Annotated in this window: 23 protein-coding genes and 6 tRNA genes; 20 read left to right on the top strand and 9 right to left on the bottom strand. The window is 70.7% G+C overall.

What is annotated here, in order from left to right:
- Positions 1-81: 81 nt before the first annotated feature.
- Both CLV71_RS31605 and CLV71_RS31600 read right to left on the bottom strand, forming a co-directional pair.
- Positions 82-2,901: a carbohydrate-binding protein gene (locus CLV71_RS31605; protein WP_133906524.1), complete on the bottom strand. Its 2,820-nt coding sequence runs from the start codon at positions 2,899-2,901 to the stop codon at positions 82-84.
- Between the two features lie 554 nt (positions 2,902-3,455).
- Positions 3,456-4,490, bottom strand: a complete 1,035-nt coding sequence (locus CLV71_RS31600; protein WP_208297838.1) for a questin oxidase family protein — start codon at positions 4,488-4,490, stop codon at positions 3,456-3,458.
- 67 nt (positions 4,491-4,557) lie between these two features.
- Between CLV71_RS31600 and CLV71_RS31595 the strand changes: the two genes are divergently transcribed.
- From CLV71_RS31595 to CLV71_RS31545, 12 genes are all read left to right on the top strand, one after another.
- Entirely contained in the window at positions 4,558-5,550 is a 993-nt protein-coding gene (locus CLV71_RS31595; protein WP_208297837.1) for a DUF5937 family protein, read from the top strand.
- A gap of 52 nt (positions 5,551-5,602) precedes the next feature.
- Positions 5,603-5,731, top strand: coding sequence for a hypothetical protein (locus CLV71_RS50195; RefSeq protein ID WP_279588766.1), 129 nt, complete (start codon positions 5,603-5,605; stop codon positions 5,729-5,731).
- A 90-nt stretch (positions 5,732-5,821) separates the two neighbouring features.
- Positions 5,822-5,895 (top strand) — tRNA-Leu (locus CLV71_RS31590).
- A gap of 16 nt (positions 5,896-5,911) precedes the next feature.
- Positions 5,912-5,984 (top strand) — tRNA-Leu (locus CLV71_RS31585).
- Positions 5,985-5,988: 4 nt separating this feature from the next.
- A tRNA-Gln gene (locus tag CLV71_RS31580) sits at positions 5,989-6,059 on the top strand.
- Between the two features lie 6 nt (positions 6,060-6,065).
- A tRNA-Gln gene (locus tag CLV71_RS31575) sits at positions 6,066-6,137 on the top strand.
- Positions 6,138-6,141: 4 nt separating this feature from the next.
- Positions 6,142-6,229, top strand: a tRNA-Ser gene (locus CLV71_RS31570).
- 35 nt (positions 6,230-6,264) lie between these two features.
- Positions 6,265-6,351 (top strand) — tRNA-Ser (locus CLV71_RS31565).
- A gap of 113 nt (positions 6,352-6,464) precedes the next feature.
- Complete coding sequence (locus tag CLV71_RS48775) at positions 6,465-7,577, top strand: sensor histidine kinase (protein ID WP_243866830.1); 1,113 nt, start codon at positions 6,465-6,467, stop codon at positions 7,575-7,577.
- Positions 7,574-8,233 (top strand): response regulator, encoded by a 660-nt coding sequence (locus CLV71_RS31555; RefSeq protein WP_208297836.1) that lies wholly within the window; start codon positions 7,574-7,576, stop codon positions 8,231-8,233. The genes CLV71_RS48775 and CLV71_RS31555 overlap by 4 nt, the downstream gene beginning before the upstream one ends.
- 108 nt (positions 8,234-8,341) lie before the next feature.
- Positions 8,342-9,451 (top strand): damage-control phosphatase ARMT1 family protein, encoded by a 1,110-nt coding sequence (locus tag CLV71_RS31550; protein ID WP_133906521.1) that lies wholly within the window; start codon positions 8,342-8,344, stop codon positions 9,449-9,451.
- Positions 9,452-9,503: 52 nt separating this feature from the next.
- Positions 9,504-10,817, top strand: coding sequence for a family 1 glycosylhydrolase (locus CLV71_RS31545; protein ID WP_133906520.1), 1,314 nt, complete (start codon positions 9,504-9,506; stop codon positions 10,815-10,817).
- Here CLV71_RS31545 and CLV71_RS31540 read toward each other — a convergent pair.
- Positions 10,814-11,248 carry a DUF6232 family protein gene (locus CLV71_RS31540; protein ID WP_133906519.1) on the bottom strand — a complete coding sequence of 145 codons (435 nt, stop codon included), beginning with the start codon at positions 11,246-11,248 and terminating at the stop codon, positions 10,814-10,816. The two genes, CLV71_RS31545 and CLV71_RS31540, sit on opposite strands and share 4 nt — an antisense overlap.
- Before the next feature lie 162 nt (positions 11,249-11,410).
- Between CLV71_RS31540 and CLV71_RS31535 the strand changes: the two genes are divergently transcribed.
- Complete coding sequence (locus CLV71_RS31535) at positions 11,411-13,225, top strand: LamG-like jellyroll fold domain-containing protein (RefSeq protein WP_243866829.1); 1,815 nt, start codon at positions 11,411-11,413, stop codon at positions 13,223-13,225.
- A 167-nt stretch (positions 13,226-13,392) separates the two neighbouring features.
- Here the strand turns inward: CLV71_RS31535 and CLV71_RS31530 are convergent, their stop codons facing one another.
- Together CLV71_RS31530 and CLV71_RS31525 are read right to left on the bottom strand one after the other, a co-directional pair.
- Positions 13,393-14,682 carry an extracellular catalytic domain type 1 short-chain-length polyhydroxyalkanoate depolymerase gene (locus CLV71_RS31530; protein ID WP_133906517.1) on the bottom strand — a complete coding sequence of 430 codons (1,290 nt, stop codon included), beginning with the start codon at positions 14,680-14,682 and terminating at the stop codon, positions 13,393-13,395.
- Positions 14,683-14,881: 199 nt separating this feature from the next.
- Positions 14,882-15,382: a sigma-70 family RNA polymerase sigma factor gene (locus CLV71_RS31525; protein ID WP_243866828.1), complete on the bottom strand. Its 501-nt coding sequence runs from the start codon at positions 15,380-15,382 to the stop codon at positions 14,882-14,884.
- Positions 15,383-15,590: 208 nt separating this feature from the next.
- Here CLV71_RS31525 and CLV71_RS31520 point away from each other — a divergent pair, with 208 nt between their 5' ends.
- Positions 15,591-15,899, top strand: a complete 309-nt coding sequence (locus CLV71_RS31520) for a hypothetical protein (protein ID WP_133906515.1) — start codon at positions 15,591-15,593, stop codon at positions 15,897-15,899.
- On the opposite strand, the gene CLV71_RS31515 is transcribed toward CLV71_RS31520, so the two are convergent.
- On the bottom strand, positions 15,896-17,809 hold the full coding sequence (locus CLV71_RS31515; protein ID WP_133906514.1) for an Hsp70 family protein: 1,914 nt from the start codon (positions 17,807-17,809) through the stop codon (positions 15,896-15,898). The two genes, CLV71_RS31520 and CLV71_RS31515, sit on opposite strands and share 4 nt — an antisense overlap.
- A 197-nt stretch (positions 17,810-18,006) precedes the next feature.
- Between CLV71_RS31515 and CLV71_RS31510 the strand changes: the two genes are divergently transcribed.
- Genes CLV71_RS31510 through CLV71_RS31500 form a run of 3 tightly spaced genes read left to right on the top strand, consistent with a single transcriptional unit; the run spans position 18,007 to position 20,795 of the window.
- Entirely contained in the window at positions 18,007-18,468 is a 462-nt protein-coding gene (locus tag CLV71_RS31510; protein ID WP_133906513.1) for a histidine kinase, read from the top strand.
- Positions 18,459-19,124, top strand: coding sequence for a response regulator transcription factor (locus CLV71_RS31505; RefSeq protein ID WP_133906512.1), 666 nt, complete (start codon positions 18,459-18,461; stop codon positions 19,122-19,124). The genes CLV71_RS31510 and CLV71_RS31505 overlap by 10 nt, the downstream gene beginning before the upstream one ends.
- 3 nt (positions 19,125-19,127) lie before the next feature.
- Positions 19,128-20,795, top strand: a complete 1,668-nt coding sequence (locus tag CLV71_RS31500) for a hypothetical protein (RefSeq protein ID WP_133906511.1) — start codon at positions 19,128-19,130, stop codon at positions 20,793-20,795.
- A 7-nt stretch (positions 20,796-20,802) separates the two neighbouring features.
- On the opposite strand, the gene CLV71_RS31495 is transcribed toward CLV71_RS31500, so the two are convergent.
- From CLV71_RS31495 to CLV71_RS31485, 3 genes are all read right to left on the bottom strand, one after another.
- Positions 20,803-21,723: a sensor histidine kinase gene (locus CLV71_RS31495; protein ID WP_133906510.1), complete on the bottom strand. Its 921-nt coding sequence runs from the start codon at positions 21,721-21,723 to the stop codon at positions 20,803-20,805.
- Between the two features lie 588 nt (positions 21,724-22,311).
- On the bottom strand, positions 22,312-23,349 hold the full coding sequence (locus CLV71_RS31490) for a zinc-dependent alcohol dehydrogenase family protein (RefSeq protein ID WP_133906509.1): 1,038 nt from the start codon (positions 23,347-23,349) through the stop codon (positions 22,312-22,314).
- A 9-nt stretch (positions 23,350-23,358) separates the two neighbouring features.
- Positions 23,359-23,637: a hypothetical protein gene (locus tag CLV71_RS31485; RefSeq protein WP_133906508.1), complete on the bottom strand. Its 279-nt coding sequence runs from the start codon at positions 23,635-23,637 to the stop codon at positions 23,359-23,361.
- Positions 23,638-25,097: 1,460 nt separating this feature from the next.
- On the opposite strand from CLV71_RS31485, the gene CLV71_RS31480 reads away from it, so the two are divergent.
- The 3 genes from CLV71_RS31480 to CLV71_RS31470 all read left to right on the top strand — a co-directional run bounded on the left by CLV71_RS31480 (position 25,098) and on the right by CLV71_RS31470 (position 26,904).
- Complete coding sequence (locus CLV71_RS31480) at positions 25,098-25,613, top strand: cupin domain-containing protein (RefSeq protein ID WP_133906507.1); 516 nt, start codon at positions 25,098-25,100, stop codon at positions 25,611-25,613.
- A gap of 147 nt (positions 25,614-25,760) precedes the next feature.
- Entirely contained in the window at positions 25,761-26,549 is a 789-nt protein-coding gene (locus tag CLV71_RS31475) for a HipA family kinase (protein WP_208297835.1), read from the top strand.
- Positions 26,533-26,904, top strand: coding sequence for a DUF3037 domain-containing protein (locus CLV71_RS31470; RefSeq protein WP_133906506.1), 372 nt, complete (start codon positions 26,533-26,535; stop codon positions 26,902-26,904). The genes CLV71_RS31475 and CLV71_RS31470 overlap by 17 nt, the downstream gene beginning before the upstream one ends.

Here is a 26,904-nt window from a genome sequence, read left to right as displayed (position 1 = left end):
GCGAGGCCGCCCGCGCCGATCCCGATGGCGCCGATGCCGCGTAACACCGCGCGCCGGGAGAGTTCGTTCATGGCTGCCCTCTCAGGAGGAGATGGTGAACGTGTCGATGTCGAACAGGGAGCCCGCGCCGCCGGTGAACACGAGGAACAGCGGGCCGCTGGCGTTCGCGGTCCACGAGACCGAGACGTCCTGGAAGGTCTCCCAGTTACCGGTCACCGGCACGGTGAGCGAGCCGAGCAGGGTGCCCGTCTGCGACCCGGAGCGGATCTGGATCGTGCCGCCCGCGCCCGCCGAGGAGATCCTCGCCGTCAACCGCCGCATGCCGTTGGTGTTCACCGTCGAGTACCCGGCCCAGTCGCCGTTCTCGATGTAGCCGAGGGTGAAGCCGCCGCTCGCGCCTGCGTGCGCCGCCGCCTGCACACCCGAGAGCGACGACGGCGTCTCCGCCTCGACCGTGGTCGTCGGCGAGGTGGTGGCGGTGCCGAAGGTCCAGGAGTCGAGGTCGAACAGGTTGCCCTGCCCGGTGACGCCCTTGAACACCAGGTAGAGCGTGCTGGTGCCGGACGGACCCGCGCTCAGGTTCGCCGACACGTTCGTGAACGTGTCCCAACTGCCCGTCGGGGCGACCGCGACCGAGCCGAGCAGCGTCCCGGTCGCCGACCCGGCACGCACCTCGATCGTGCCGCCGGGGCCACCCGACGAGACACGCGCGGTGATCGACCGGACGGCGTTCAACGCGTAGGGCGTGAACGAGATCCAGTCGCCGTTGTCGGTGAACCCGACCGTCGTGCCGCCCTCGGCACCCGCGTGCGCCGCGGTCTGGAGGCCCTGCTGCGCACCGAAGTGCTCGGCCTGCCGGTGCCTTGGCTGCAGGATGCGCTGACTGTGCGTGGTCAGGCCGCCGTTGTCGGTGTACTCGGCGTCGATCACGCCGAACACGTTCGCCGACGGGTCGTGCTCACCGTCGATCGGCACCGCGATCGAGCCGGAGCACCCGGTCTTCTGGGTGATCTGGTGCTGGTGCTGGTCGTGGCCGAGGAAGTAGGTGACCTTGACCCGGTTGCAGTCGATCGTGCCGTCCTCCGGGTCGGACACGCTCACCTGGAACGGCACCGTGTCACCGAAGGAGAACAGCTGACCGTTGACCGGGTTCGTCAGGTTCACCGAGGGTGCCGTGTTGCCGACGGAGATCTGCACGTTCGCCGAGCCGGTCAACCCCTGCGGGTCGCGGACCGTGAGCGTCGCCGAGAAGTTGCCGTTGCCCGTGTAGGTGTGCGAAGGGTTGGCCGCCGTCGACGTGCCGCCGTCACCGAAGTTCCACTGGTAGGACAGCGCGCCGCCCTCCGGGTCGGAGCTGCCCGCGGAGGAGAACGCGACCGTCAGCGGTGCGCGCCCCGAGGTCGGGTTGCCCGCCGCCTTGGCGATCGGGTTGCGGTTGGTGCCGCCGATGTACTCGACGCGGAACAGGGCCGCGTTGTTCGCGCCGGTGCCGTAGTCGAGGACGTACAGCGCGCCGTCCGGACCGAAGGCCATGTCCATGACCTGCGTGCCGGTCCACGGGAACGCGCCGATGTCGCCGACACCGCCGCTGCTCGTGACCTCGATGGCCTTGATCCACTTGCGGCCGTACTCACCGGCGAAGAACCGGCCGTTGAGCGACTGCGGGAACTTGACGCTCGAGTTCAGGTTCGCGTCGTAGCGGTAGACCGGGCCACCCATCGGGGACTCGGAGCCGCCACCGAACTCCGGCGGGGTGCCCGAGTCGCCGCCGTACTTGATCCACGCGGGCTTGGGCGCGGGCAGCTTCTGCTGGCCGGTGTTGCGGAAGGAGTTGTTCGTCGGACCGGTGGAGCAGTCGAACTTCCCGCCCGACGGACCGCTGGGGAACGTGAAGTCGTTGTAGGTCTCGCTCGAGGTGTTCGTGCCGGTGCAGTACGGCCAGCCGAAGTTGCCCGGCCCGGTGATGCGGTTGAACTCGACCTGGCCGCCGGGGCCGCGGTTCGCGTTCGTGGCACCCGCGTCCGGCCCGTAGTCGCCGAGGTAGACGACGCCGGTGGCCTTGTCCACGCTCATGCGGAACGGGTTGCGGAAGCCCATCGCGTAGATCTCGGGCCGCGTGCCGGACGTGCCGGGCGCGAACAGGTTGCCGGACGGGATCGTGTAGGTGCCGTCCGGCTGCGGGTGGATCCGCAACAGCTTGCCGCGCAGGTCGTTGGTGTTGCCGGAGCTGCGCTGCGCGTCGAACTGCGGGTTGCGGTTCGTGCGCTCGTCGATCGGCGAGAAGCTGTCCGACTGGAACGGGTTGGTGTCGTCACCCGTGGTCAGGTACAGGTTGCCCTGGGCGTCGAAGTCGATGTCGCCGCCGACGTGACAGCACTGGCCACGGTCGTTCTGCACGACCAGCGTGACCTTCTCGCTGCCGAGGTTGAGCGTGTCGTCGGAGTTGAGCGTGAACCGCGACAGGTGCAGCTCGCCCTTCCAGCGATCCCAGTCGGCCTGCGTGCCCTCGGTCGGCGAGTCACCGTCCGGAGTGGACAGTCGGGCGGAGTAGTACAGCCAGATGTAGCGGTTGCTGGCGAAACCGGGATCGACCGCGACGCCCTGGAGCCCTTCCTCGTCGTGGGTGTAGACGTTGAGCTTGCCTGCCGTCTTGGTGTTGCCCGCGGCGTCCGTGACCCGGAGTGTGCCGTCCCTCGCGGTGTGCACGACCGACCTGTTGGGCAGGACGGCGAGTGACATCGGTTCCCCGAGTTCGCCCGACCCGCTGGCCAGCGACACCTGTTGGTAGTCGCCGGGCGGGATGACCGAACCGGCCTGTGCGGCGGGCGTCGAGACGGCCATGGCTGCCACCATGGTCGCCGCGACGAGCAGGGATCGCCGCCGCGATCCGTTGACCCTCATGGTTCTCCTCGGTTGGTGATCAGATCGAACTTGCCCGGGGGCTGGCCACGCTGTGGTGCGCGGTCAGTGGCGATGCCCCCGCGTTCTCCGCGCACGAGTGACCGGCACGGGGCGGGAAGCCGACCGTGCCGTTCGTTGTGCCAGTCGTGACGCGGAAGAGGGAGGGCGTGGGGACGACGAGGACGTCGTCCTGCCACGCCGGGATACCGGGCGCGGCCACCGTCTGCGGGACGGCGACCACGGAAGCCCTGTCGCGGTGGTGGCGAGCACCGCGAACGACAGATGCCGGCGAGTCATCGGATCTCCTTCGGACAGCCGTTGTCCTTGATCGATCCAAGCAGGGAACTTGCGCGACCTTACGTCGGATCTTTGTAGATTCCGATACTTGCTGTCAAGAAATTTCGCAGGCGCCCTTCACTTTTTCCGGAACCGGTTCCGGAGCCCGCGTCCGCCCCCGCCCTCGACCGACCCGCCCGAATGCACTGAAAGACGCCTTCCTAACGCTGGGCGTTACGAAGGCGTCCTTCAGTGCGGACCGGAGGCGAGGCGGCGGGTTACTTGACCAGGTCTGCCGCCAGGTGGGCGGCGGCCAGTGCGTCGTGGTCACCGGTCCTGGCGAAGGACTCCACGGCCGTGTCGGCGAACTTGATCACGTGTTCGTCCTGGTGGTCGGCCGCCCGGTCGAGCAGGACGCCGACCGGGTCGTCACCGCGCGGCAGTGCCGAGGACCGGGTCGGCGGCCCCGCGTAGGTGACGGTGACGGCTGCCGCGGCGGCCCAGGCCGCCGCGAGACTCCGGCGCCACAAGTCCTTGGGCAGCACGGGAAGGCAGTGCAGCACCGCGTTCGGCGCCGTCGCCGTGTGGACCAGCAGCACCGGGGAGGACCGGCCCACGCTCAGGTACCGGACCGTCGCCGCGTCGACCAGGGCACCCAGCACCTCGGGCACGTCGTCCGGGTCGGCGGGCACCGACAGCGACCCGACCGCGGCAGGCCACTGCGGCAGTGCGGCGAGTCTGGTCAGCCGGTGTGCGATCAGGCCGGACCGCGACGGCAGCGTGGGCAACGCCGAAAGCGCGGCAGCGGGGGAGAGGGCCCCGACGCCCCGGCCACCCGGCAGCACACGGGACCGGGCCGCCCAGAACGCGAGCCCGTTGGCCAGCTCGTCGAGCACGAGCGGCCCCGACCTCACCCGCAGCGCCCGCACCGCGTGGCCGACACGGATGACCCCGTGCGTCGACCCGGCCGCGATGCCCGGCAGGAGACGCGGCCACCACGACGCGAGCACCTCCCGCCACGGCCGCGACCGGACCTCCGCCCGGAAGAACGCCGTCCAGTCGGCGAGGCGGCGGGGATCACCGAGCGCGGCGCGCCAGTCGGTGATCGGCTGACCAGGTGACGGCAGTGGGGTCAGCCGCTCGACGTACCGGTCGAGCCACCTGTCGAGCCGGAGGTCCAGGCCACGCCGGACCACCACCTCCGCCGCCATCGGGCCGTGGTTCGTCAGCCCGTGGTCGCCCTCCTCGTCCCCACCGAACTCGGGGCCCGCGTCGTGCAGCCGTTCGTAGGCCGTCAAGAGGTCGTCGCACACGAGCACGACGATGACAGGCGCTTCGCGACCCGGCCGACGATTAGGCACACGGCTAATCTCACGCCTCGTGATCGAGCTGGAGTTCACGCCAGAGGACTACCGGCGGATCCGGTTCGCGTTCTCGCCGGTCGCCGAGGCCGTGGCGAGCCTGCGTGCGTACTCCCTCGGCCGCCGCAACGGCCTGCACGGCCCGTGGCTCACCACCGTCGCCGACCGGCTCGGCGGCGTGGACATGGAGCTGCTCACCGCACTCGTCCGACCCACCGGCTACGTTCCGGACTTCCTCGTCCCCACCCCGCCCGGCCGCACCACCAGCATGGCGGCGAGCCTCGCCCAGGTGGCCGACACCGACATGGACACCGTGGTCCACGAGCTGTCCCACCTCGCCGGGCACGAGGTCGCCCAGCGGGGACCGGGCCGGGAGCGACGCGCCGACCTCATGCGTGAGCTGCTCGCCGACCCCGCGCGAGCCCGCGGCCGGATCGTCGACGAGCTGGCCGCGTACTTCCGCGCCGCGGTCGAGCCGCACTGGCCGCGCATCCACGCCCTGCTGCGGGCCGACCTCACCCACCGGCTCGACGAGCTGGCCACCGGCGGTGTCGCACGGCTCTTCGCGACCCTGCACCCGTCGGTCGCCATGCGCGGCGACCTGCTCACGATCGTCAAGTACTACGAAGGCCGCGCGCGACTGCGGGAACGCGGCCTGCTGCTGGTCCCCTGCGCGTTCGCGTGGCCGGACGTACTCGTGAGCACCGCCGACCCCCTCCCGAGCCTCACCTACTCGCCGCGGGGCCTCGGCAGGCTGTGGGAGTCGGCGCCCGACGTCACCGACTCACCGCTCGCCGACGTCATGGGCCGCACCAGGGCCACCATCCTCGCGCTGCTGGAGCTGCCGATGTCGACCACGCAGCTGGCCGCACAGCTCGCGCTGGCCGCGCCGACACTCAACGTGCACCTGAGGTCGCTGCGGGCCGCCGGAATCCTTTCCTCGCGCCGGGACGGCCGCGCAGTTCTTTATCAGCGGACCGCACTCGGTGACCAGCTCGTCGCGGCGAACTGATTTCCGCGAAATAATGATTGACGTGCCCGCGCGTTTCGGTGATGATGAACGCATGACGAACGAGCGGGAGCAGGTGACGCGGCGCCGGGCCATGGCGGTCGCGGCTTCCGGCATGCTCGTGTCGTCGAGTCCCTCCTCCCTGCTGCGACAGCTTCTTGGCAGCTCAGGCTCCCCGCCATGACGTAGAGGGTCATGACACGGGAGCCGCCCGTCGGGAAACCGACCAGGGCGGCTTTCTTCGTTCGGGGTGCGCGAGAAATGCATTCCGCCCGCGGCTGTAGCCCAACTGGGAGAGGCACCTGGTCGAGAACCAGGCCAGTCGGGGTTCGAATCCCCGCGACCGCACGTATTCGAAAACAATGCCCTCGTAGCCCAACGGTAGAGGCGCCGGACTCAGAATCCGGCCAGTCCAGGTTCGAATCCTGGTGGGGGCACCGTTCCCGGTTGGTGTAGAGGCAGCACAGCGGCCTTTGAAGCCGACAGCCCAGGTTCGACCCCTGGACCGGGATCGGCGATGCCCGTTGGTCCAGTGGCACGGACGCCGGACTCTGACTCCGGAGACCGAGGTTCGACCCCTCGACGGGCAGCGATGGAGGGCTGGCCGAGAGGCAAGGCACCGGGTTGCTACCCCGTGGTCCGGGACGACGTCCCGGCGCGCGTTCGATCCGCGCGCCCTCCGCGCCCCACCCCGGCGACGAACCCGTTGCCGGACAAGGAGGATTGGCCGAGTCAGGTAAGGCAGCCGTTTCGAAAACGGCAGTCGGTGTGAAAGCCGCGCGGGTTCGAATCCTGCATCCTCCGCGCCAGAGAACCCATCGACCACGCGCGTGGCCCGGCGGCCACCCGGAGCTCATAACCCCGGGATGCCTGGATCGACACCAGGACGCGCGACCGAGTTCGCTACCCTGCGCGTTGTGTCCAGCGCCCGCCTGCCCGCCCGCCTCAGCAGCGGGTACGGAGACGTCGCGCTCGCCGTCCTGATCGTCCTGCTCTCGTTCGTGCCGGGGCTGTCCGACAAGGGCACCGACCTCGCCGAGTTCCCGGACGGGCGCCCGCTCGACTGGCTCGGCTGGCTGCTCGTCGCGGCCATGGTCGTCCCGGTCGCGCTGCGACGCCGCTGGCCCGCCACCTGCCTCGCGGTCGTGTGCCTCGCGTTCGCGGCCTGCCAGCTCCTTCGGTACGCCCCGCCGTTCGCCGGGGTCGCTGTCGGTGTGCTGCTCTTCACCGCGGGCCGGTACCTGACCTGGAAACACGCGGTCCCGGCGGTGGCGGCGTACGTGTCGCTGGCCGTCGGACTGCGTGTCGCCGGCTCGCCCGCCACGACCTCGGACTACCTGACCTTCCTGATGGCGCTCGGGGTGATCTGGGGTGCGGGTGCCTGGATGCGGAACCGGGTCGAACTGGTCGCGCGGGAGCGACGACGTGTCGAGGAGGCCGTGGTCGCCGCCGAGCGCGCCAGGATCGCCCGCGAGCTGCACGACGTGGTCACCCACCACGTCACGGCCATGGTCGTCCAGGCGGACGCCGCGCAGTACACCCCGGACGGGGCCGCGAGCCTGCCCGCGATCAGCCAGGAGGGCCGCCGGGCGCTCACCGACCTGCGGTACCTGCTCGGCGCGCTCGACGGGAACGCCGACACGGTCACGAAGCCCGAGGCGCTGCCCGACCTCGTGGCCCGTTCCCGCGCGGCGGGACAACCCGTCGAGCTCGTCGAGGACGGCGAGCCGCGCCCCATGGCCGGCGCCGCCGAGACCGCCGCCTACCGCGTCGTCCAGGAGGCGCTCACCAACGCGCTGAAGCACGCCGCGGGCGAGCGCACGGTCGTTCGCCTCCACCACGGCGACGAGTGGCTCGACCTCGAGGTCACCACCGACGGCCCCGGCCGCCCGAGCCTCGGCCGGGGCAGCGGCCGAGGACTGCTCGGCATGCGCGAACGGGTCAGCGTCGTCGGCGGCGACCTGCGGGCCGGTGCCCGCCCGGACGGCGGCTTCTCCGTCCAGGCCCGCATCCCGCTGGCGATGTCGTGATCCGCGTCGTGGTCTGCGAGGACCAGGCACTCGTGCGCGCGGGTTACGTGACGATCTTCAACGCCCAGCCGGACATGTCGGTCGTCGGCGAGGCGGGGGACGGCGAGACCGCGGTCCGGCTCGTCGGGTCACTGCGCCCGGACGTCGTGGTGATGGACATCCGCATGCCGGTCCTCGACGGCATCGAGGCCACCCGCCGCCTGGCGGGCCCCGACGTCGAGACTCCCGCGAAGGTGCTGGTCGTGACCACCTTCAACCTCGACGAGTACGTCTACGACGCGCTGCGTGCAGGCGCGAGCGGCTTCCTGCTCAAGGACGCGCCGCCACCCGAGCTGATCAACGGCGTGCGCACGGTCGCGGCGGGGGAGTCGCTGCTGGCGCCCGCGGTGACCAGGAAGCTCATCGGCCGCTACGCCGACCGCGTCCGCCCGTCGGAGGCCGAGAACCGGCCACTGCGTGGGTTGACGGCCCGCGAACGCGAGGTGTTGACGCTCATCGCGGACGGCCTGTCCAACGCGGAGATCGCCGAGGCACTCGTGATCAGCCACGAGACCGTCAAGACCTACGTGTCACGCATCCTCACGAAACTCGACCTGCGTGACCGGGTCCAGGCCGTGGTCCTCGCCTACCGGACCGGCCTCGTGCACCCGCGTTGAGCCAAGGTCACAAGCGAGGCCATCAGCACGGCGGGCCACCCGTACGAGCCGACCTCCTGGGCGCCGTACCAGCATCTGGGCCGTGAGCCCGGTGTGTGACACTCGGTCGTGCCCAACTCCGTGCTGACCAGCCCGCCAGGCTCGTTCCCGTGGACCGTCCTGCACGACCGCCACCCGGCACTGATCGCGAAGGTCGGCGACGGCCTCCCGTACTCGCCGGACCGGCTAAGTGCACTGGACGCACTGGCGTCGGAGATCACCGGCCCGATCCGGCCGCTGCCACCGGACGCGCACGATGCCGGCACGTGGACGGAATGGAGCCGCGACTACGTCGGCGAGTCCTGGTACGACGTGCCGTTCCTGTTCGCGGAAAGCTACTTCTACCGCAAGCTCCTGGAAGCGGTCGGTTACTTCCGCCCCGGCCCGTGGCAGGGCGTCGACCCCTTCGAACCGGCGAAGTCCCCGGAACTACGCGGCGCGGCCCTCGCCGAGGAACTGGCACTGCTGTCCGAACTGCCGCCCGGCCAACGGGACGAAGGCCTGCTGACCGCGTCCCTGTGGGGCAACCAGGCGGATCTGGGCTTCCAGCTGAGCCAGACGGACGGGGGACGGTCGACGGCACTGGTCGCGGACGACTCGGCGAGCCTGTGGCCGCTGCTGAACGGCACGGTGTGCATCGTGGCCGACAACGCGGGCAGGGAGCTGATCCCGGACCTGCTGCTGGCCGACCGTCTGCTGGAGACCGGCCGCGCCACCCGCATCCTGTTGCACGTCAAGGCGTACCCGTACTTCACCTCCGACGCCACGATGGCCGACGTGCTGGCGTGCCTGCGTCGTCTGGCTGACGACCCTGCGGGCAAACGCCTGTGGCAGGCGGTGAGGACCGGAGCCCTGACCGTCAGGGCGCACCCGTTCTCGGTGACCCCGTTCTCCTACCACGACGCACCGGCCGACCTGGCCGAGGACTTCGCCACGGCCTCCGTCACGATCATGAAGGGCGACCTGAACTACCGCCGCCTCGTGGGCGACAGGGCATGGCCGGCCGACATTCCGTTCAGGACGGTCACGGAGTACTTCCCGGGCCCGGTGGCCGCCGTCCGCACGCTGAAGTCCGACGTGGTGACCGGCGTCCGGCCGGAGATGCTGGCCCGCTTGGACGCGACCGGCGAACCGTGGCGCACCAACGGCACCCACGCCATGATCCAGGTGTCCACCTGACCCTGGCCAGGGATGGCTACTCGCGAGTAGCATCACGCGGCGGGAGGTTCCCATGCGCCGCAGCACCGTCCTCGGAGCCGTACTCGCACTGCTTGCCGGTGTCGTCACGTCGGTCGAAGCGCGGGCCCAGACCGACGACGGCTTCCTGTGGGGCGTCGCCACGTCCGGCTACCAGTCGGAAGGCGGCGCGCCGGACAGCAACTGGCGCCGGTACGAGCAGGCCCACACCTCCTCGATCAAGGACCCCTACGCCGACGCCGTCGACTTCCGCCACCGGTACGCCGAGGACATCGCCAACGCGAAGGCCATGGGGGTCAGGGTGTTCCGGTTCGGCGTCGAGTGGGCGCGGATCGAACCTACGAAAGGCGTTCTGGACCAGGAGGAACTCGCCTACTACGACGACGTGGTCGACCATGTCGTCGACGCGGGCATGCGGCCGATGATCACCCTCGACCACTGGGTCTACCCGGGCTGGGTGGCCGACCAGGGTGGCTGGGACGCCGACGCCACCGTCGACGACTGGCTCGCGAACGCCCGCCGGGTCGTCGACCGCTACAAGGGCAGGAACGCCATCTGGATCACGGTCAACGAGCCGACCGTGTACGTGCAGAACGAGATCGGCAACGGTGGCATCGAGGCGTGGCAGGCACCCTGGATGCTGTCGCGCCTGGTCACCGTGCACCGCCGCGCCTACGACCTGATCCACCGGCTCGACCCGGGCACCATGGTCTCCAGCAACACCGCCTACCTCCCCGCGGGCGTGCAGGCAGGCTTCGACGCCACGTTCGTCGACCGCGTCCGGGACAAGCTCGACTTCCTCGGCCTCGACTACTACTACGGCGCGAGCCTCGACAACCTCTCCGCCGTCCACGGCGCGGGCGGCGAGTTCTGGAGGATCGACCCGCAGCCCGACGGCCTCTACTACGCGATGCGTTACTACGCGAGGAAGTTCCCCACACTGCCGATCTACGTCGTGGAGAACGGCATGCCGACCGACAACGGCCTGCCCCGCCCCGACGGCTACACCCGCTCCGACCACCTGCGCGACCACGTCTACTGGCTCCAGCGCGCCAAGGCCGACGGCATCGACGTGATCGGCTACAACTACTGGAGCATCACGGACAACTACGAGTGGGGCAGCTATCGCCCGCGCTTCGGACTGTACACAGTGGACGCGCTGGCCGACCCGGCGCTGACCCGCCGCCCCACCGACGCGGTCGCCACCTACCGGAGCCTGATCGCCGACCACGGCGTGCCGAACGGCTACCTCCCGGTCGGTCCACCCGCGGTCTGCTCGGTGGTCGACGGCCTCGACAGCTGCCTGTTCCCCGCGCGGTATCCCGGTCCACTCGCCCCACTGGCCTAGACCAGTGCGACATCCGCGCTGACGGGCAGGACCTGGTCGGTCTCAGGGGGTTCACGCAACGCGCGCCGCACCAGCTCCGCGAGGCGGCGCAGCTCGTACGGGTCGCCCGCGGACAGTGTCGCGTACCGGATCCCCGCCGCCTCCACGAACATCCCGTACCGCCGGGGCGTCATCGCGTGCCGCACGGTCCGTGGCAGCAACAGCAGTGCCCACAGCGCGGGAACACACGCCACCAGGAGAAGGCCCCACCACGCCAACACAGCCGTGACCAGCGCGAGCACGACGAGCCAGAAGACCCGCCTGCGCTGCGAACCTCGCGGGACGAACAGCGGCACGACCTGCACCCGCGCGATCGTGAACAACGGGTACACCTGCCGCCCGACCCGCAGGTCCCGCTCGGTAATCCTGATTTCCCCCACCTGTTGCCTCATGACGCCCCTTTCGTGACCGTCGCGGCCCGCCACCGAAGGATGCTGCACACCGATTGGTCCAGACATCCAGCAACGTGCGCATTTCTCACCGCCGCGACGAGTTCGGCTGGTGTTCCGCCCCCCGTCACCGGCACGCCAGGGAGCCCGTCGAGGCTGTCGGCCGTGGACAACGTCTCCCGCCGTAACCTGCTGTGGGCCGCCGCGAGCGCCCCGCTCGCCGCCGTCGTGTCCGGCACCGTGGTCCCCGCGACCGCCGAGCCGGAGCCGAGGAAGGCCGACACCCGTGCCGAGCGGTTCATCGTCGCGGTGCTGCCGGACACCCAGTACCTGCTCGACGAGGGTGGGTCGGACCACGAGCCCGTGCGCGAGACACTGCGTTACCTCGCCAGGGCGGGTGTCGTGTTCATGGCCCAGCTCGGTGACATCACCGAGCACGGCACCGAGACCGAGATGCGCGCCGCCGACCGCGTGTACGTCCCGAAGATGCCCTACAGCGTCCTTGCCGGCAACCACGACATCGACTCCGGCACCGACGACCAGCGCGGCGACTCGCAGTACCTGCGTACGTTCGGGCCGAGGCGGTTCGCGAACGTGCCCACCTACCGCGGCTCGTCGCCGGGCGGCTACAACAGCTACCACGTCTTCACCGCGGCCGGCCGCGAGTGGCTCGTGCTCGCCATGGACTGGCGCGTGTCCGACGCAGGACTCCGCTGGGCGCAACGGGTCGTGAGCGACCACCCGCACCTGCCGGTGATCCTCACGACGCACGACGTCGCGTGGGCCGACGACGACGGCAACGCCCAGCTGTCCGAGCACGGGCAACGCCTGTGGGACGGGTTGATCCGGGGCAACGACCAGATCTTCCTCGCGCTCGGCGGTCACTACTGGCCCCCGGGGCGCGTGACGCTCCGCAACGACCACGGCAACGACGTCCACGTCCACCTCACGAACTACCAGGACCGCTACTACGGCGGCGCCGGCATGGTCCGCCTGTACGCGTTCGACCTCGCCAGGGACACGATCGACGTCGAGACGCTGTCGCCGTGGCTGCTGGCCAAGACCGATCGCGACCAGCTCGAGGCCGAGAACGTCGAGCTGACGAGCGACGTCGACCGGTTCGGCATCGCCATCGACTTCCGGGAGCGGTTCGCGGGCTTCGCCCCACCCGAGCTGCCCGCGCCCCGGCCGCCGCGTGCGGTGATGCCGAGGGGAACCGTGGCGTACTGGCGTTTCGACTCCGCCGGCCTCACCGCGCCCGGCGCGGACGGCACGCCGGTCGCCGAGGGGGCGGTGGCCCGCGACCTGACCGGCAACGGCAACGACCTCACCGTCACGCGCCTGCACGACGGCCCGGCCGAGGTGCTGACATGGTCGGGCGACCACCACGACGCGGCACCCGCCCACGCCAGCCTGCGCTTCGACGGCGGCCAGGGCCCCGACCGGGGTGCCGTGCTGCGCACCGGTGCGAACGCGCCCGTCAACGGCATGAGGTTCGAGTCCGGCTACACGATCGAGACGTTCCTCAAGCTGCCGGACCCGTTCGTCGGCGAGCACGCGTGGATGGGCATCCTGAGCTGGGAGGGCCGCTCCGGCGACGCCGGCAAGCACAGCGGTTGGTCCCCCGACGAGCCGACGTGCAGCCTGAACCTGTCGGGGGAGCGGTTCCTGCAGTTCGTCGTGTACCCGGTGCCGGGCGACGCGGACCCGACGTCGTGGAGCCACGCGCTGCCGGTCGGCCGCTGGATGCACGTCGCGGTCGTGAACGACGGCCGGCACACGGTGATCTACGTCGACGGCTCGAAGATCGCCCGCAACGCGGCGGAGGAGTCGCGGGGGATCTCCACGCTGGGCAAGCCGTTCGTGATCGGCGGAACGCAGTTCGCCGAGCAGTTCGGCCAGGGCTTCTACGGCTGGATCGGCGACACGCGCATCGTCTCGCGTGCGTTGCGGCCCGACCAGTTCCTCAGCGCCGTCTGAGGCCGTGGCCCCTGCGACGGGGCCATGCCGGGTCGACGTGGGAAAGTAGCCTCGGGCCCCGGCTCTGGCAGTCGCTCGGTTTCGAACCCGACATGGTGGCGCCGTCGCTGTACCCGTGAACGCGGACCGGGGCCCCGGCGAATGCCTGGCCCCGGTCCACTAGGGGGTCACGCCACCGTGCAGGTGGTTCCGTTGAGGGCGAACGAGGTCGGCTCAGCGGCGTTTCCGGTGTGGTTGGCCTGGAAGCCGAAGCTCACCGAGCCGCCCGCGCCGATCGTCGCGTTGTAGGACGCCGGGGTCGCCGTGACCGCGCCGCTGGTCGGCGAGTACGAGGCACCCCAACTGCTCGTGACGGTCTGGCCGCTCGGCAGGGTGAACCGCAGCGTCCAGCCGCTCACCGCGGCAGTCGTCGCGTTGGTGACCTTGATGTTGGCGGTCAGGCCGGTGTTCCACGAGCTGACCGTGTACTCGACGGCACACGGTCCACCGGTCGGCGGCGGGTCGTCCGACGGCGGGTCGTCGGGCGGCGGTGTGCTCGAGTTGAGCCCGAAGAACGCGATGGCCATGGCGGCCATGCCGCTCATCGGCAGGCTGTGCCCCACACCGTTGACGCTGATGGCCTCGACCGGCGCCGTCGTGCCCGTGCCGCCGTACCGGGTCCGCGTCCAGCCGGACTGCGGGGTGTCGGTCGACGACGGGGTCTGGCTCACGCCGAGCACGTTGGTCCACTGCTTGATCTCCTCACCGAAGTTCGGATATCGCAGTGTCGGGTCCGTGGTGCCGTGCCACACCTGCATTCGTGGTCGCGCACCCGAATATCCCGGATACATGTTTCGAACCGCGTCGCCCCACTGTTGCGCCGACTTGATGACGTTCCCGTTGGCGCAGTCGCTGTTCCACGTGTTCGGCGGCGTGGTCGCGAAACACGTGGCGGGCACACCCATGAACGCCGCGCCCGCCTTGAACACGTCCGGGTAGTCACCGAGCAGGACGTTGGTCATCATCGCCCCGGAGGACGCACCGGTCACGTAGATCCGGTTCGAGTCGGCGTTGTAGCGCTGCTGCACGTAGCCGACCATCGACCTGATGCCCACCGGGTCGCTGCCTCCGTTGCGCCGCAGCGCTTCCGCGGTGTAGACGTCGAAGCACTGCCCGCTGCGCGTCGCGGAGGGGTAGATCACGATGAACTTGTACTGGTCGGCCAGCCTGGCGAAGTCCGTGCCACTGTAGAACGCGGGCCCGGTCCCGGTGCAGTAGTGCACGGCGACCACGACCGCGGGGTTCGACCCCACGCCGTCCGGCACGTACAGGTGCATCCGAAGCCCGCTGGGGTTGGTGCCGAAGTTGGTGACCTCGACCAGCGACGCCGCCGACGCGGGTGTCGCCGCCTGCCCCACCATGACCCCGGCGGCCAGCAGGGCGGCGCCCAGCCAGCTCAGGATTCTCTTTCTGATCATCACGAGATCTCCTCGTTGAGATATCTCGAATGTCCTGTTCCCGAAAATTTCCGAAAACTATCGGAATAATGGTTCCACAGTGAACTCTATCATGATTGTCGGCGCATTTAGGAGCGCTCCCAGACGCCGGAAGTTGCGGCCGGGCACGACGGCACCCGGGCGATCGGGCGATCGACCCGGGTGTGGTGTCCCGCAGGCGTCAGGCGGCCTCGAGCTGACGCTGGGGCAGCACGTACCGCAGCGTGTTGAGGGCGTGGTGCACCCGGCTCTTCACCGTGCCGACCGGCACACCGAGCACCGAAGCGGCGGACGTGGCCGTGCGGTCGGCGAAGTAGACCTCCACGAGCGTCGTGCGGTGCTCGGCGGACAGGTTGTCCAGCACCGCGTCGACCACCACGCGGGTCTCGACCTCGTCGCTGGGCGCCGGGATCACCGGGGCGCCCGGCACGTCCAGCTCGGGCAGCTCCACCTCGGTCGGCCTCGCGCGGCGCCCCCGGTGCTGGTCGATGGCGATGTTGTGGGCCACCCGCATGAGCCAGCCACGCACCGACCCCCGGTCCTCGGTCAGCCGGTCCACGTGTCGCCACGCCCGCAACCAGGTCTCCTGCACGACGTCCTCCGCGGCGTGGCGGTCGCCGCCGGTGAGGCGGGTCGCGTACGCCAGCAGGGCGGGTCCGTGTGCCGCAACAACGCTGTCCATGGTGGCCATTCGCTGTCCCTTTCCCAGTTGTTTTGCTTGGGAACGGTCTTGTTTCGTTGGGATGAGCCTGGCCGATCACGGCAGTGAAATCGCTGGGTCTGTCCCTCCTGTCGGGAGGGCTGTCCCGCCGCCACGGGTAGGGCTATCCCCACCCGTGAACCTCCCGCGCCCCACGAGCCGTGTGCGGGACAGGGGGCGAGGAGGCACGATGGCGAACGTCTGGGAGTCCGTCGCACTGCGTGGCGGGATGATCTCGCTCGGCGACGTCTGGCGCCACCGCGACCGGCGGCCCTGCGACGGCCTGGTCGTCACGACGACCTCCGACGGCGCCGTGATCCACCGCGCGGGACAGCCCGTCCCGGACATCACGCCGCTGCGTGCCACCGCGCGCACCAGGGGCCGCACACTGCACATCGGACCCGGCGTGGCGTTGTCCGAGGTCGGCGCCTTCGTGGCCTCCCTGCCGATGGACATGCGACCGGCCAACTACACGGTCGCCCCCGGAGTGCGAACCTAGGTCAGGTCCTTGCAGGGCGTCGCGTCCGACACGTGCGCCTCCCAGCGGACGTCCGAGAACGTCGCGTCGAACACGCCCGCCGTGTACACGAGGAACGGCGTGTTCACCATCTCCGCGTCGAGTCCCTTGTCGACGAAACAGCTCAACGGGATCCTCAGCGTCGTCTTCTGCTCGGTGGGCAGGCCGCGGAACAACGCGGTGGCCTCGACCTCCGCCGCACACGGGTAGATGCAGTGCACGGCGACCGTCGTCCGCGCGGCGGGCGGCGTGTGCACCACCGTGTCGAACACGAGCGCGCCGCCGTTGTCCACATACGACGTCAGGTCCCGCGCGTCGGCGATGTTCTGCAGGTAGATCTGGCCGGGCGAGCCACCAGCCCACCGCACCCGCAGGTCGCCCGCCTCGTCGGGCATGGCCGAGATCGGGTGCTGGCTGGCGCCGCCCTCACCGAAGTCGATGCCCGCCCAGTTGTCCGTCGAGGCGATCAGACTGTGGAACGGCGCCACCGGGCCGCCGTCGAAGACCCACAGCGTCGGCAGCGCCACCGCGGCCGTCTTCTTCGACGTCGTGGCCGTGCCGCCGACCGGGGGCGCCAGCGACGGCGCGGGGCTGTCGGACGTGGACGTCGACCCGGCGGCCACGTCGAGCCCCGGGCTCGGGCTCGGCTCGTTGGTCGCGACCAACGTCCCGATCACGGCCGCGACCACCACCAGCGCCGCGGCGACCGTCGGCACCTGCCACCTGCGCCGCCGCCCGCGCCCGGTCCTCGGCGTCACCGACACCGTGCGGGGGATCTCCGCCGTCTCCGCGTTCGTCCCCACGGCGAGCCCCCGGGAGGCCGACGCCGTCGCGGGCCGGGACGACACGGCCGCCGCGCCGAGCGCCACGGTGAACTTCGGGTGCAGCGCGGCACGCACCGGCGTGCCGAACTCGTCCCGCACCAACTGCTCGACCAGCGGGATCCGCGACGAACCGCCCGCGAGCAGGATCGCGGACAGCTCCTCGGGCCGCAGCCCGGCAGACGCGATCGTGCGGCGCAGCCCGTCGGTCGTCAGCCGGACCGCGGGCCGGATCATCTCGTTGAACTGTAGCCGGGTGACCAACAGCTGCCGCGGCCCCGACGGCAGTGGCACGGTCAGCTCGACGTCGGGCTCGGTCGAGAGCTCCTCCTTGGCCCGCACGCACACCGCCCGGATGTCGGCGAGCGCCCTGGCCTGTGCCGGGTCGGACCGGTCGAGCGTGCCGATCGCGCCCCCGAGCCGCTCGTCCACGTGCGCGAGCAGGGTCTCGTCGAAGTCGACGCCGCCGAGGTGCTCGATGCCCTCCGGCGTGCCGAGGATCTCCATCCCGTGTGCGCGCATCCGCAGGATGGTCGAGTCGAACGTGCCCCCGCCGAGGTCGTAGACCGCGACGACCTCGCCGTCGCCGAGCCGCCGCTCCACCGAGTAGTGCGTCGCCGCCGCCTCCGGCTCGGTGATCAGCCGGCTGGCGGGCACGCCCGCGAGCCGGGGGACCTCGGCGAAGTGCTCCTGCCGGTAGGGGCCCCAGATGGCCGGGCAGGTCAGCACGACCGTCGACGGCGGCTCGCCGAGCAGGGTGCTCACCCGGCCGAGCACGTCACGCAGCTGTGCGGCCATCAGCGCCGCGGGAGAGTAGGCGGCACCACCGAGGACCAGGGGAGTCGGGTCCCCCAGGCGTCTCTTGAAGCCCCTGGCCACCCGGTTGGCCTCGCCGCCCCGCGCCGCCTGCTCGGCGGCGTCGCCGGTGAGCAGGCCACCACCCGGCGTCGCGTACGCCACCGACGGGGTGACCACGTCGGGGGAGAGCGCCACCATCTTCGTCCCGTCGGGTGCGAGCACCGCCGCCGAGGTGAACGACGTCCCGAGATCGATGCCCACTCCGTACGGCATAGCGCAACTCCCCGCGTCCGGTCGGCGACAGCCGGTCAGATCCTAAATGCAGGTGGGGATGTCCCTACCCACCGGTGGGGCCGGCACCCTTGCCTGGTGCCTGTTCGGGCAACGACGCTGGTGCGGTGGAGCGAGGTGTACGTGCGTGGTCGAGGCCGGCCACGTGGTTGCGCGCACCCGACCGGGACGTCACCCGGATGAGACTCGACCTCGAACGTACCCTGCACGACGGTGCGGCCGCGGACATGTCCGCGCTCGCCCTCGAACTAGGCTTGATCTCCATGGCGGCTGACGACCCAACCACCGGTGCCCGGATCGAGGCGGCGCTCGACATGCTGCGCCGCGCTATCGACGACCTGCGCGGCATCGGCTCCGCGCTGTACCCGCCGGTGCTGGTGAGCGCGGGGCTGGGACCGGCGCTGACCGCGGTCGCGGAGCGCCGGGAACTGCGGCTGCGGCTGGACCTGCCCCGCCGCGAGCTGGGCGTGGAGGCCCGCTCCCGCACGGGGTTGCTGGTGGTGGACCACCTGCGGACACTGTGCCCGGGCAGCTCGGTGCGGGTACGGGTGCGTGGCGCGCGGTTCGTGCGCGTGCACATCACCGACGCCCAGCCGGACCGCAGCACGCGCCACCACCGGGCGGTGTTCCGATGCGCGTAGCCATCGCCGAGGACGGCGCCCTGTTCCGCGAGGGCCTGGTCATGCTGCTGGAGGCCGCGGGCCACGAGGTCGTCGGCTGCGTCGGCGACGGCGACGCGCTGCTCGCGATCGTCGCGACCACGGACGTCGACGTCGCGATCCTCGACATCCGCATGCCGCCCGAGCCGGACGGCGGCCTGGTCACGGCCGAGCGGATCCGCGCGATGCGCCCCTCGACCGGCCTGCTGCTGCTGTCGCACTACGCGGAGACGCACTACCTCATGCGGATCCTGGAGATCGGCGCCGAGCGGATCGGCTACCGGCTCAAGGAGCGCGTCGCCGGTGTCCAGGTGCTCGCCGACACGCTGGACCGGATCACGGCCGGGGAGATCGTGATCGAGCCGGCGCTGGCCAAGCGGCTGGTGCAGGCACCGGCCGGGCGCGCGGGCAGCCCGCTGTCGACGCTGTCGGAACGCGAGCTGGACGTGTTGCGCCTGATGGCCGAGGGACGCGCGAACAACGCGATCGCGAAGGAGCTGTTCGTGTCGCCGAAGGCGGTCGAGAAGCACACGGCGGCGATCTTCAGCAAGCTGACGCTGCCGGGCGACCAGACCGTGCACCACCGCAGGGTGCTGGCGGTGCTCGCCTACCTGCGGGCCCAGAAGATCGACGGCTGACACATGAAGGGCGTCCGCCCGCACGAGCTCGCGACCGTCGCGCCACCGCACCAGCTCGTCCACGCGCTGGTGCGCAACCTCGCCGAGGCCGTGGAGGGCCAGGCCGTCTACGGCATGCCGTCCGCGACCGGGCTCGTGAGCGTCGCGTCCTGGCCGCTCGGCCCGAGCCTCGGGGCGGAGGCCGCGCGTGAGCAGGTGGCAGGCGGCGGGGTGGTGATCGTCGCCGAGGTGCGGCGCTGGAGCGACGCCCGGCAGGCGCTGCTGCGGGAGACCGCGTTGTGGCTCGGCATCGCGCACCGCCTGTCGTGGCTGCGCTCCGACCACCACCACGCGCGGTCCCGCGCCGACGGCCTGCGTGCCGAGCTGACGACCGCCCGCGAACGCCTGGCGCAGGTCCGCGACCTGGAGCGCCGGCGGCTCGTCGGCGCCATCACCACCACGACGCTGCGTGACCTGGCGGAGGTGCGGACCCGGCTGCGGTCGGGCCCGGCGCGTGCGCGCGGCGCGCTGGACGACCTGATCGACAACTTCCGCACGGTGGTGCGCGGCGTGTACCCGGCGATGCTGCCCGACCGGGGCCCGCGTGAGGCGCTGGAGGAGCTGGCGGCGACGCTGCCCTACCCGGTCCACTTCACCGGCACGCTGGGCAGGCGCGTCGGCTGGCAGGTCGAGTCGGGCCTCTACCACGCGGTGGCCGCGGTGTTGAACGTCGTGGACGGGCTGGTGGAGGTTCACTTCCACCGCGACGACGCGTTGCGTGTCCGCATCACGGCACCCGCGCCCGCCGACGACCTGGACGCGGCACTGGCCCACGACGCGGAACGCATCTCGGTGCTCGGCGGGGCGATGGAGTGCTCGGTGAGCGACGGGACGGCGGTCGTGCGGGTGACGGTCGCGGACCGCATCGAGCCTGCCGTGGGCCCGGCGCCGCCGCTGGACCACAGCCCGCTGTACCGGCAGGTGCGTGACCTCGTGCGCCAGGGACAGGAGGCGGTGGGCGGCCCCGAGTGGGAGGCGGTGGCACGGCGCCTGCTGGACCCGCCGAGGATCGCGGTGGTCGGCTCACCGGAGTCCTCGGCCGGGGTGACGGTGTTCCCCGGCCCCGCGAACAGGTCGCTGGCACAGCGGCTGGCGGCCGACGACGGTGTCGACGCGGTGCTGTGCCTCGTCCCGCCGCCGCACGCGTTCCGCGCGGCGCTGCGGTTGGCGCGGCAGCGGGTGGAGCTGAGCGAGTCGGCCACGGTCGAGCAGCTGACCGACAGGCTCGCCGCCTGGCGGCCGGTGCTGGCGGCCCGGCGCGCGCTGATCGAGATGACCAGGCTCGTGCGGGCACTGCCGGACGGTCACCCGCTGCGCTGGTCGGTGGACCGGACCGCGACGGAGGCACACGAGCTGGCCGAGCTGGACCTGCTGGACACCATCGAGCGCGGCGACACCAAGCTGCTGCGCGGCATGACGGTGGACGCCGCGAGGCTGCTCGGCACCCACGGCACGGACGCGCGGACCCGGCTCGGCCTGCCGCAGGACGCGGACGAGCCGCAGATCCGGGCGGCGGCCCAGCAGGCGGCGACGCACTGGCGAACCCAGGCGGAACACCCGGCGACGGGTGGCCGCGACCGCCTCGCGTGCGAGGTACTGGCCCGCACGGCCGAGGGCATCCTGAGGTCCTGACCCGGGTTCAGAGTGGCACGAAGCCCTGGACCGTGGTGCCCTCGCCGGGCGTGGAGCTGACCTCGACCGTGCCGCCGACGGCACCGGCGCGTTCGGTCAGGTTGTGCAGCCCGGAGCCGGTCGCCGACACGACGAACCCCGGCCCGTCGTCGGTGACCGCGAACTCGAGTCCCCGGTAGCTGTCGCGCGCCGACACCGTGATGTGGGCGCCGGACGCGTGCTTGTGCGCGTTGTTCACGGCCTCCATGCACACGAAGTAGACCGCGGACTCGACGACCGCCGGGTACCGCCTGCGCAGCCCGTCGATGTCGAGCGCCACGTCGTCGTGGTTGGCCAGCTCGGCCTTCAGCGCGGCCGCGAGCCCCTGCGACACCAGTGCGACGGGCAGGACACCCGCCGCGGTGTCGACGAGCACGCGCTCGGCCGTGTCGAGCCGGGACAGCAGGTCGTCGACGGAGCCACCGGAGTGCTCGGCGATCGCGAAGGCCATCCGCAGGGCCACGAGGTGGTGCTGGGCGCCGTCGTGGAGGTCGCGTTCCAGCCCGCGCCGCTCCTGCTCCATCTCGGCGGCGGCACGCCAGCGGTCGTCCACGAGCTGGCGGGCCGCGCTGTCACCGGCACGGCGCAGTTGTTCGGTCTCGATGCGCAGGCGCACGAGCGCCAGGGGAGCGCCGAGGACGGCGACGACCTCCGGCATCGGCCCGACCGACGCGGGCGCCAGGTCGAGCGTGCCCTGGGCCTCGCCGTCGTAGGTGACCTGGAACGACACCCACGCGTCACCGTCGCCCCACTGGAAGCGTTCACCCGCGACAGTCAGGGCGCAGCCGGTCGCCCCGGCAGCCGAGCCGATCACGGAGGTGAGCACCCGTGGGTCCGGCTCCGGTCCGAGCCAGGTCACGAGAGCCTCGACAACCCGCCGTTCCCGCATGGACCGACACTAACGCCACGACCAACTACAGGGATACGGTGACGGGGTCGCCACACTTCATGCTCCATCCACAGTAGACGCCGAGACGGGCGCGACCACCACGTCTGCGGCCCCGCGCCGCTGGTCCCAATGGCACGAACCTCACTTCGTACCCGGGGAGCAACCGCGCTGTCCGCCCGGCCCGTCTCGGCGTCCTGGCGGCGGATACCACCCGCAACCCGACACCAAACGCGTCCGGCGGTGTTGTTTCCGCGAAATTGTGGTAATTCCGCTTTTCCGGCGACGAGACCCGTCGAGTGTGGCCAAGGTGCCACCCTACTCGCGAGTAACCGTACAGGTGACACGGTCGGCGAATGACACCTCCAAGATCCCACAACCCGATCTGCCTGCAGAAACGTCGAATCCGCCAAATGCGCGGGCGGTATGTGGAGCAATCCGTTCACGTCGTCGAGTCAACGCGCCCAGGCCCTCTGCCCGGCAAATCTGTCCGCTGGTGACAAATTTCGAAAGAAGAATTGTTGTCCAGGGCAGTTGTCATGTGGCACAGCTGATCGAGTTCGAGGAGCGCACCGGACCAATAGGCGGCGACTATCCAGTCGCCGGGTGATGCATGTCGATGACTGTCATGCCCGCTGTCGTAGGCGGCCGGTCCATCGCGGTCAGCGCGGCAGGCGCCTCGGCGAGGCCGATCACCCTGCCCACCAACAGCTGGGGCCGCAGCGTCCCGTCCGCCACGAGGGCGAGCATGTCCGGGTAGTCGGCGGCGGCCATGCCGTGCGACCCGTTGATGGACAGCTCGCGTGCGACGACCAGGTCCATCGGCAGTGGGGTCGGGCCGTCCAGCAGCAGACCAGCCTGCACGTGGCGACCACGGCGACGCAGGCACGACACGGACGCCGCGGCAGTCTCCGGCGAGCCGAGCGCGTCGATCGACACAGTGGCACCGCCCGCCGTGAGCGCGCGGATCGCGGCGACGGGTTCGGCGTCGACGGTGTGGGTGGCACCGAGGGCCCGTGCCCGGTCGAGTGCCGCGGCCGAGACGTCGACCGCGATCACCCGCGCGCCGAGAGCCACCCCGATGAGGACCGAGGAGAGCCCGACGCCGCCGCAGCCGTGAACGGCCAACCAGTCGCCCGCCCGGACCCGACCGTGCACGGTGACCGCCCGGAACGCCGTGGCGAACCGACAGCCGAGCGAGGCGGCCGTCACGAAGTCGACCGATTCGGGGAGCGCCACCAGGTTCGTGTCCGCCGCGTGGATCGCCACCAACTCCGCGAACGACCCGGGCCCGGTGAACCCCGGCTGTGTCTGGTGTGGACAGACCTGGGCGTCGCCTGCGAGGCAGAACTCGCACACCCCACACCCGCACACGAACGGCACCGTCACCCGGTCGCCGACCCGCCACCGCGTGACTCCCGCACCGACCGAGGCCACCACACCGGCCAACTCGTGCCCCGGGATGTGCGGCAGCGCGACGGGTTCGTGCCCACGCCACGCATGCCAGTCCGACCGACACACGCCGGTCGCCCTGACCTCGAGCACCGCGCCACCGTCAGGCGCGGTGGGTTGGGGCACCTCGGTCACGACGGGCGACTCGCCGTACGCCCGATAAACCACAGCTTTCACGACCCCACCTCACATCCCCGCCGATACTCCTTCGAGGTCCCTGCCAAGTTCCTCGCCGCCGAGATCTCCGCCTCGATGCTTGCCGCCGAGGTGCCCGCCGGGTTCGCTGCGGCGATACCTGCTGCCGAGGCGCCTGCGGTGATCCCTGCCGCCGGTATGCCTGCCGAGATCACTGCCGGGATGCCTGCTGGGATCCCCGCCGCGGACGTTTCCGCCTCGATCGCTGGCGAGGTCATCGTCGTGGCCGTGGTACGGGACGCCGTGCTCACCGTGCCGGTCACCACGCACGGCCTCATCGTGGCCCGCGCCTCCCGCCATGCCGAGGCCCGAATCGGGCAGCAAGAAGTCGTGTCGCCGCCTGCCTGGCGCGCGCTTCCGGCTGGAGCGGCTTGTAGTGGTGCGCCGGTCGGCCGAAGCGAACCGGACCACCGCCGAGACAAGGACCGCCACGCTCACCCCGCCACTCCCCACGCACGCCGTAACCGCCGTCTCCCACCCGATCCCGCCACCCCCGCCACGACGAGAAGCCAAGCTGTGTCACCGACCCCCAGAAATCCGCCAACCCCGCCCTGCGTCAAGGCGGACCCGGCCGTCATCACCGCGTCCCGGCCCGGCAACGACTCTCCCCACCACGTCCGCCACCCCACCCGCGGCACTCCTCCCAACCCATGCCACCACTCTATGGACCATACGTCCATTTTGGAAACAAAACGATCACGACAGCGACACCAGCAGAACTGCCGGATCTTGCCGGCAGCGGACGACGCCCACCGGCAAGATCCGGCAGTCACCCGATCGGGTACAACCCCTCGTGACGATCCGCTCCTCCCACCGCGGCCCACGACAGCCGACACGCCCCGGCAGATGGCACCCGCCCCCGCCTATCCCGCCACGGGCGTGCACCCAGGTCGTTGATCTTCGCCCCGCATTGACGTCACGCCTCGTGACCCCACCCGTATTCCCCGCCGCCCTGCCAGCGCGAACGATGTATCCACGCGCCGGATATTCCCGATGATTATCAGGCGCACCCACTCCGACGCCGCCGCCACGCCTGCCCGACACCCCGGAAGAGGATCAAGTCACGGTGGCACAGGACCATGACACTCGCCCGCCGGTGGGGGTCCCGCCCATCGCGACTGGGCCACGGTAGGGTTTCCCCATGGATTCCAGCGGCATTCCAGGACGACGGGGAAATACTACCGAGATCGTCTCGTCATCCGTCCGCGACCAACGAGGTCCGCACGGAACGTGATTACCACACTGCGGGGCATCACCGGTGACCAGACCGCGCGGCCGCGACATGGCGTTCCGCTCGCGCCCACCCCCGAGACCGGCACTGGCGCGCATTTGACGGCTGGCCAGCGGGAATGCCGAGGACAATTGTCGTTCGGTTACCGAACCGATATGTTCGGCCGGCATTTGTCAATGCCGGTGCCCCGGTCTTACCTGTCTATCTGACCACAGCGCAATACTTTAGCCGCTACAATTCGGCACCTGTTCTGCACGTGCAGACGGCGCGTGCACGCACTGGTTGCCTGGCGGCAAACAATCAGCTCGCACTTATGTGACGTACCGGCGTTGCATTGGCAACTTCTACTCAACAAAATGGCTTCACGTCTCCCGTTATTTCCCTGGAACCTTCAAACTCGGTTGGACGGCACCGCGTAAGGACAGGGATGGCTGGCCTGCTACTCGCCGGTCTGGGGAGATGCGCCCCGGACAGGTACGCCCACCGAGAGGACCTCGCCATGTTGACCAAACCCCCGACAGCGATCCCTTTTGAGTCGATCGACCCGGTGCTCACCCCGCAGGGGCATCGGATCCGACCGTTGGTCGACGGGCGTCCGGACGGGAATGCTCCGGAGATCAGTATCTGCGCAGGCGGTCTCGACGTGCCCGCAGGGTTCATCGCCAACGCGCACTGGCACACGGAGACCGACGTGATCGTCCTCGTCTACGAGTGCGGGGAGGAGGGTGCGCTCACGTTGTTCGGCGACAACCTGGAGTACGAGGCGGTCCAGCACCGGGGCGACCTCCTGCCGATCCAGAAGGGCTGGGCGCACACGGTGGTGAACCTCAGTCTCACCACACCGATCCGGGCCTACGAGTTCCGCGGCAACAACACCGTCGTGGTGGACAACCCGCTGCTCTCGCACCTGCAGCCCACCGCGGCACTGCGTGGCCGCGAGTACCTGGTCGACCTGCACGGCGCGGACGCGGTCGAACGGTTCGACGCCGCCAGGCGAACAGTCACGAGAGTGTGATCACCGTGTCCTCGCACTGAAGTCCCGCGGCGTGGCCGTGCTCACCGTCCCCCGGGCACGGTCACGCCGCCTCCCGCTCGTCCACTGTGGACGGCGGACCGGTCCGGGTCGGTCGACGGATGGAAACCGACCTGTCATCATGCTGTCGTGGATCAGCGTGGTTTGCGGACCGTGGCGGCTACCCGGTACGTGACGCCGTTTCGGGAGGGAGGCTCGCTGCCCGGGCTGGTCGAGGCGGACGACCTCGGCATGTACGTCCTCAAGTTCCGGGGCGCCGGACAGGGGCTCAAGGCACTCACCGCGGAGATCATCGTCGGGGAGCTGGCCCGCAGGCTCGGGTTCCGGGTGCCCGAGATCGTGCTCGTCGAGCTGGACCCCGAGCTGTCGCGGTCCGAGCCGGACGAGGAGATCCAGGCCCTGCTGCACGCGAGCGCCGGGGTCAACCTCGGCATCGACTACCTGCCCGGCTCGTTCGACTTCAACCCGCGCGTCCGCGACCCCGGGCCGGAGCTCGCCGCGCGCCTGCTCTGGTTCGACACCCTCGTCCTCAACGTCGACCGCAGCTGGCGCAACCCGAACCTGCTGCTCTGGCACCGTCAGGCCTGGCTGATCGACCACGGCGCGTCGCTGATCTTCCACCACCGCTGGCTCCCCGGCTGGCGACCGGCCGCGACCTACCGGTATGACGCAGCCGACCACGTCATGATGGCCGCGAACCCGGCGTCGATCACCGGCGTCGACGCCGAGCTGCGCCCGAAGATCACCCGCGAGCTGGTCGAGGAGATCGTCGGCCTCGTCCCGGACGACTGGCTCGACCCCGAGTTCGGGTCGCCCGACCAGGTGCGGGCGGCCTACGCGGCATACTTCACCGCACGCCTTGCCGACGCGTCCAACTGGGTCGCCGCGCTGGAGGAGACCCGTGCCGCACGTGTTTGAGCACGCACTCGTGCGTGCCGTGCCGCGCCCGGAGCGCGGCGAGTTCATGAACGTCGGCGCCATCGTCTACTGCGCGCCGCTGCGTTACCTGCGCTGCGCGGTCGAGGTCGACCGCGACCGGCTCCGCGCCCTGGACCCGGAGCTGGACCTCGAGGTGCTGGAGGACGCCCTCCGCTCGCTCCACCAGGCGTGCGAGGGCTCCGGTCCGATGGCGCAGAGCTCGGTGGGGCAGCGTTTCCGCTGGTTGACGGCCCCCCGCAGCACCATCCTGCAGACCTCGCCCGCGCACACCGGCCTCACCGACGACCCCGACGTGGACCTCGGCCGCCTCATGTCCACGCTGGTGCAGATGTAG

It is taken from the genome of Actinophytocola oryzae (assembly GCF_004364325.1).
In the GTDB taxonomy this organism is placed as follows: Bacteria; Actinomycetota; Actinomycetes; order Mycobacteriales; family Pseudonocardiaceae; genus Actinophytocola; species Actinophytocola oryzae.
Note: the sequence above shows the minus strand (reverse complement) of the source record. Positions and strands in the feature narration are given on the sequence as shown.